3 protein-coding genes and 3 pseudogenes are annotated in these 6,685 nt (G+C 50.3%); 4 read left to right on the forward strand and 2 right to left on the reverse strand.

Features of this window, described 5'->3' with window-relative positions:
• The 3 genes and pseudogenes from ACI2I2_RS24305 to ACI2I2_RS24315 all read left to right on the forward strand — a co-directional run.
• Positions 1 to 3,065: Ig-like domain-containing protein (locus ACI2I2_RS24305; protein WP_404660242.1), on the forward strand; the 3,065-nt coding region annotated here is incomplete at its 5' end.
• 184 nt (positions 3,066 to 3,249) lie between these two features.
• A pseudogene (locus ACI2I2_RS24310) lies at positions 3,250 to 3,591 on the forward strand (helix-turn-helix domain-containing protein); the annotation flags it as partial.
• Positions 3,592 to 3,652: 61 nt separating this feature from the next.
• Positions 3,653 to 3,901: pseudogene (locus tag ACI2I2_RS24315) on the forward strand (transposase); the annotation flags it as partial.
• A 9-nt stretch (positions 3,902 to 3,910) separates the two neighbouring features.
• On the opposite strand, the gene ACI2I2_RS24320 reads toward ACI2I2_RS24315, so the two are convergent.
• Positions 3,911 to 5,062, reverse strand: coding sequence for an IS30 family transposase (locus ACI2I2_RS24320; RefSeq protein ID WP_404660243.1), 1,152 nt, complete (start codon positions 5,060 to 5,062; stop codon positions 3,911 to 3,913).
• Between the two features lie 67 nt (positions 5,063 to 5,129).
• Here ACI2I2_RS24320 and ACI2I2_RS24325 point away from each other — a divergent pair.
• Positions 5,130 to 6,023: pseudogene (locus ACI2I2_RS24325) on the forward strand (IS3 family transposase); the annotation flags it as partial.
• Here the strand turns inward: ACI2I2_RS24325 and ACI2I2_RS24330 are convergent.
• Entirely contained in the window at positions 6,020 to 6,385 is a 366-nt protein-coding gene (locus ACI2I2_RS24330) for a GNAT family N-acetyltransferase (protein WP_404660244.1), read from the reverse strand. The pseudogene ACI2I2_RS24325 and the gene ACI2I2_RS24330 overlap by 4 nt on opposite strands.
• Positions 6,386 to 6,685 lie beyond the last annotated feature (300 nt).

Below are 6,685 nucleotides of genomic sequence, written 5' to 3' on the forward strand. Positions count from 1 at the left end.
ATGGCAGCAGCCAGACAGTCACGGTTAACTTTGTTGCGGATAGTGGCACGGCACAGATTGGCTCAGGCGACCTGACGGTGGTGGCAGATAACGCCGTGGCAAACGGGATTGTCGGTAACAGCGTGCAGGTGAAGGTCACCGATTCTCAGGGTAATGCAATTGCCGGACAGGACGTGAGCTTCAACGCCAGCAACGGCGCCACGATAGCCGCGCAGGGACGCACCGACAGCAACGGTGAACTGCTGATGACCGTGACCAGTAAAACGGCAGGCGTCAGCACCATCACCGCCAGGGTGAACGGCAGCAGCCAGCAGGTTGATATGACCTTTGTCGCGGACGGCGGTACAGCGCAGATTAATGTTGGTGACCTGACAGTGGTGGCAGATAACGCCGTTGCGGACGGCAAAGCGACAAACCAGATACAGGTGAAGGTAACCGATGTCAACGGCAATGCTGTGGCAGACCAGACGGTCACTTTCAGTGCGAACAACGGTGCAATGATTGACGGTAGCGCTCAGACAACCACAGATGGCTCGCTCACGCTGGATGTCACTAGCCTGGTAGCCGGCGTCAGTACTGTAACGGCAAACATTAACGGCAGCAGCCAGACAGTAGATTTGACCTTTATTGCTGACAGCAGTACTGCGCAATTGACCGGAAGTAGTCTGAGTATTATCACGAATCATGCCGCTGCGGATGGTGCAATGGTCAATGCCGTGAAGATCCTCGTCACGGACCAGCAAGGTAATCCAGTCGCTAGCCAGCTAATAACACTGAGTGCCAGCAATGGCGCGACAGTAGCGGAAACAGTAACCACAAATATGGCTGGTGAGGCCACGGCAGTACTTACCAGTACGGCGGCGGGTACAAGTACGCTGACCGCGACAGTGAACGGGAGCAGCCAGAGTATCGATGTGAATTTTGTCGCTGATGCAAATACGGCCAGAATTGCCGACGGTGACATGGCGATCGTGACGAATAATCAGCTAGCAAACGGGACTGATCAGAATCAGGTACAAGTTAAAGTCACCGATGCCAATGGCAATACGGTTGCGGGTGTGAAGGTAGATTTCAGTGCTGGCAACAGTGCGGTGATTGCCGCGAGCGCATTCAGCGGAAGCGATGGCAGGGTACTGATGCCAGTCACCAGCACCCTTGAAGGTGTGTCGACCGTGACAGCATCTATCAATGGCAGCACTCAAAGCGTTGAGGTGACTTTTAAATCCGATGCCAGCACCGCGCAGATTGTTGCCGGCAGCCTGATCGTCGTGACGGACAATTCACTGGCGAATGGCTCTTCACTCAATATCGTAGAGGCAACGGTCACTGATGCTTTTGGTAACCCTCTGGCCAATCAGTCTGTCAACTTCTCTGCCGATAATGGTGCGACGATGGGGCGACCAGGGCTAACCGATGAAAAAGGGATGATTCGCGTTGGCTTGTCCAGCTCAGTGGCTGGGCCATCAACGATAACCGCGGCGCTTAATGGTTCCACTCAAACTGTTGTTGTTACCTTCATTGCCGATACCTCGACCGCCGCTATTGCCGCAGGTGACATGATTGTGGTGAAGGATAATGCGTTTGCTAACGGCAGTGATGCTAACAACGTCAAAGTGACGGTGAAAGATGCAAAAGGTAATGTACTGGTAGACCAGCCGGTGACCTTTAGCGCTGATAACGGTGCTACCGTAGCCTCATCAGCAAACACAGACAGTAACGGTGATATTACGCTTCCGGTTACGACCACTCTGGTCGGTTCAAGTACGGTGACTGCCACCATTAATGGCAGCGGTCAGAATGTGACTGTCAGTTTTGTTGCAGATAGCTCGACGGCACAGATTGCCGCTGAGGATATTGTTGTTTTACAGAATGATGCACTGGCGAATAAGTCTGCTCAGAATACGGTACAGGTACGGGTCAGTGACGCCTGGGATAACCCGATTCCTGATGCAGTAGTGGCTTTCAGCGCCACAAACGGTGCAACAGTTCTGCCTGAGGCCAGCACTGATGACAGTGGAATAGTCACTGTAATGCTGACCTCAGGTTCGACGGGGCTTAGCACGCTCACTGCAAGCATCAACGGCAGTTCGCGTAGTGTGGATGTGAACTTTATTGCTTCTATCGTACCAGTTATCACTCAGGTGGAGGATGTGACCGGAAGTATTACAGGCGACCTGACCAGTGGTCAGGCGACAGATGAAACGAAGCCCATTTTGCATGGAACAGCGGATAAAAATGCGACGATCCGCCTTTATGATGAAGGCAGCCTGATAGACACCGCGACTGCAGACGACAGTGGCATCTGGAGAGTGACACCCTCCACTGCGCTTAGCGGCGATGGGGATCATCGGCTGGCAGTGACAGGGGCGCTGACGCCACAAGCTCCGGAGTCCGAAATGTCAGATGCATTTATTCTCAATCTGGATACGACCACGTCAGTACCGATCATTACTCGTGTGAGTGACAGTTCCAGCGATCTTGTAAACGGACAGACCACCAGTGGTGGGGTAATGGATTTTTGGGGAACCGCGGAGCCTGGGGCAGAGGTCGCCATTTACGCTATTCGTGTAGAAGATAGTGTTCGGCTAAAGCTGAGTCCAGTTGTGAGCGATGCCAGTGGCAATTGGCACTTTACATTGACCGACCAGCGCGTGTTCCAGATGACTAGCGAGTACCAGTTTGTGCCAGTGAGTACTGATAGTTCGGGTAACAGCACGTCGTTTTCGCAGGGCGAAACGTTCAGCGTTCAGTACCAAAGCTGGCCTGCGCCTGTCGGAACTCCGACTTATATACTTAACGGTGAAGATATGACCGAGGAGCAAGTGAGTGCGAAATTGGCTGAAACGGGTAATCTCCTGATTATTGCCCGGTCTGGTGCTAAATCTAACAGGATCTACCTGCCTCAACCAGCTTCGAGTTATACCGGACAACATGTCTATGTATCAAACGAGTCGGCAGCGAATGCGGGTATTTATCCTGACTCAAGCCTTAACTCGACAACACTTGCTCCGGGTAGTAACACAACGTGGTATTCGAACGGAACGGAATGGAAGCAAATGCATTAACAGTTGTTCTTCATAAAAATGGCTTTGTTGAATAAATCAGATTTGGGGCGAGCCTTCCTGTAACAACCCACAGTTCAGGCAATACGTACGCTTTCTGGTGTCACCAACGGTGCAAAACTGATCCACCCTAACGGTTGAAAATTGATCCAGGGGTTAATCTGCTCCTCTGAATACAGGGGAGCTTATGATCACTTTTGAGATTCGTATGGAAATTAAAGTCCTGCACAAGCGGGGAATGAGCATCCGGGCTATCGCAAAGGAACTCGGCCTTTCACGTAATACTGTCCGGAAGCACCTGAAAGCCAAATCAGATAAGCCCCGTTATTCACCGCGGCCCACATCGTCCTCTCTGCTGGATGAGTACCGCGAATATATCTGCAAGCGGATCACCGATGCGCATCCCTATAAAATCCCGGCGACAGTTATCGCCAGAGAAATAAGCGAGCTGGGCTATCGGGGTGGCATGACCATCCTGAGAGAGTTCATCCGGACGCGTGCCATAACCCAGCCAGCCGAACCCGCAGTGAATCGCCACAGGTTTAACAGACACCTCAGAGTCATTTAAGATGGCTTAAAGAGAGGTGCCCATGAGCGGTAAGCGTTATCCCGAAGAGTTTAAAATTGAAGCAGTCAAACAGGTTGTTGATCGCGGCCATCCTGTTTCCAGCGTGGCAACACGTCTTGGTATCACCACCCACAGCCTTTATGCCTGGATAAAAGCATATGGTCCGGACTCTTCCCCCCATAAAGTCCAGTCAGATGCCCAGGCTGAGATCCGGCGACTCCAGAAAGAGCTGAAGCGGGTTACGGACGAACGGGACATATTAAAAAAAGCCGCTGTAGATTCAATCTGTCAACGCAACACCCCTTTCAATTATCTCTTTCGGTGTTTTGAACTTCAGTGTCTTTCTTGGTCTGTTGTTTAGCTGAGTTGCCACTTGATCCAGCTCATGTTGAGTATATTGGGCAAGGCATGTTTTTTTGGGAAAGTATTGTCGGATTAATCCATTAGTGTTCTCGTTTGTTCCCCGCTGCCAGGGACTCTGAGGATCGCAGAAGTAAACTTTAACTCCGGTGCTGCCAGTAAATTCCAGATGTCTGGCCAGCTCCATTCCTCTGTCCCATGTCAGTGATTGCCGGAGTTCAGGCGGCAAGCTCAGAAATTTTTCGGTAAGAGCCTGATTCACCGAGATAGCGTCTTTTCCTCTGAGTTTCAGGATGATCGTAAAGCGTGATTTTCGGTCTACAAGTGTGGCGATATGCGAGTTTTTTGTGCCTGACACCAAATCACCTTCCCAGTGCCCCAAAGAGCGTCTGTTATCGATATGCCGCGAGCGTTCGTGGATCGGCGTTCCGTTTACGATGTTGATTGTGCCTCTTTCACCTTTACGAGTATGGCGTCTGCCATGCCGGAGGCTGTGAGATCGGCGCAGATGCTGTACATTCAGGTGGTGTAGCGCTTCACGACTACGAAAGTACAGTGTTTTATAAATTGTCTCTGCTGATATTCTCAGTGTTTTTTGACGCGGCTTCGTTCGCCTTAACCATCCGGATATTTGCTCTGGAGACCACTTCATCTCCAGCTTTTCCAGAACAAGCTCTCGCAACGGTAAATTCTGATCCAGTAAGCACGGTTTTGGTCTTTTCGCCATCCTGTTGGCCCGGTTATTAGCATCAACAGCTTTGTAATAGCGCCTGCCTCGATTACGCTGAACTTCACGTGAGATCGTCGAAGGACTACGATTCAGTGCAGTAGCTATTGCACGAATGCTCATTTTGGCTGACAAACCGGCTCGTATTTCTTCGCGCTCAGACAGCGTCAGGTGAGCTACAGCCCGCTTGCGCTCATTGGGTTTTATACCGCCAGTATCTCTTAACATAGTGAAGATGGTTCCTGGCTTCGAACCCAGGATATTAGCTATCTCACTGAAGCCTGTTCCGTTCTTCCACAGTTCAAAAACAGATGCCTTTTCCTTTGCTGTAAATGTCCGTCTCATCCAACAATCCTCCGCAACCCCATGTTTTCACATGACTGTTGCGTTGACCAATTGAATCTACAGCGGCGTACTTCGCAAAGCTGTCCGACTGAGGTACGCCTTTATCCGTGACAACAACCATTGCTGGCCTGTCCGTCTACTCTGTCGGGTGCTGGATGTGCATCCAAGTGGATTTTACGCCTGGCTTCAGCAGCCGCATTCGCGACGGCACCATGCTGACCTGAAGTTGACGGGGAAGATCAAGCAGTTCTGGCTGGAGTCAGGCTGCATTTATGGGTATCGCAAGATCCATACAGACCTGCGGGATACCGGGCAACAGTGCGGAGTTAACAAAGTCTGGCGGCTGATGAAACATGCCGGGATAAAGGCTCAGGTCGGGTACCGGAGCCCACGGGCGCGTAAAGGTGAAGCCAGCATAGTGGCACCCAACAGGCTTCAGCGGCAGTTCAACCCGGAAGCGCCAAATGAACGTTGGGTAACGGACATCACCTACATCCGGACCCACGAAGGCTGGCTGTATCTGGCAGTTGTTGTTGATCTGTTCTCACGCAAAGTTATCGGCTGGTCAATGCAGCCCCGAATGACAAAAGATATTGTTCTGAATGCACTTTTAATGGCCGTATGGCGTCGTAACCCTCAAAAGCAGGTGCTGGTTCATTCAGATCAAGGGAGCCAGTATACAAGCCATGAGTGGCAGTCGTTCCTGAAATCACACGGTCTGGAAGGCAGTATGAGTCGTCGCGGTAACTGTCATGATAATGCGGTAGCAGAAAGTTTTTTCCAGCTACTGAAACGCGAGCGAATAAAGAAAAAGATCTACGGAACGAGGGAAGAAGCCCGCAGCGATATTTTTGATTACATCGAAATGTTTTATAACAGTAAGCGTCGGCATGGTTCGAGCGATAAAATGCCACCGGCAGAATATGAAAACCAGTATTATCAACGGCTCGGAAGTGTCTAGATTATCCGTGGCGATTCAGTGTTGATAAAATCAAACCAACGATCAGAGCCCTTAAGTACTGCCTTTAGCAAAGTAATACCAACTTGGCTTCTTCTCCATTCAGTTCCTACATAGAGATGGCGGAGTCGTCCACACCGAACTAAAGGCATATATGGATCTTGGTTTAATCCACACACGCCAATGAGTAATCCGTCGCCATAAAAGCCTAACAGATTCTCGCCTACCTTATCAAAGCGGTTTTTTCCGTTCAGCCAGTTTTCTTCTAGTCTGCGTAACATGTTAAATCCAGCAGACATGCTCTCCTCTTTTAACTCCAAAAAACCTTTATTCTCCGGTGTAATGCTCGCGATGATATTATTCATGAGTAGTCCCAGTGCATTGGAAAGTGTAAGTATCTCGCATTTACCGCCTCGTTTTCAGAACATCGTCGTAATTTTCTAAGTCAATGTCAGCTTCTCGCTCAAAGCTGCCTGTCAACTTGATCTATCGCCCTTACCGCGGTCTGGAAATACCAAAAATGGCCTTAACGAATGGAAGGGACTTCCCCTGATTATGCGCCTGATTAACTCTTGTGCAATCATGGGGTACACATCGTCCCGGAGGAATTCGTTATGACTATCACGACTGTCGGTATCGATCTTGCTAAAAATGTGTTTGCTGTT

The organism is Scandinavium sp. NPDC088450 (assembly GCF_044900545.1).
Taxonomy (GTDB): Bacteria; Pseudomonadota; Gammaproteobacteria; order Enterobacterales; family Enterobacteriaceae; genus Scandinavium.

Coding starts and splice junctions, on each gene's coding strand:
- ACI2I2_RS24330 (WP_404660244.1), bottom strand. CDS start 6,385: ATGAATAATATCATCGCGAGCATTACACCGGAGAATAAAGGTTTTTTG.
- ACI2I2_RS24320 (WP_404660243.1), bottom strand. CDS start 5,062: ATGAGACGGACATTTACAGCAAAGGAAAAGGCATCTGTTTTTGAACTG.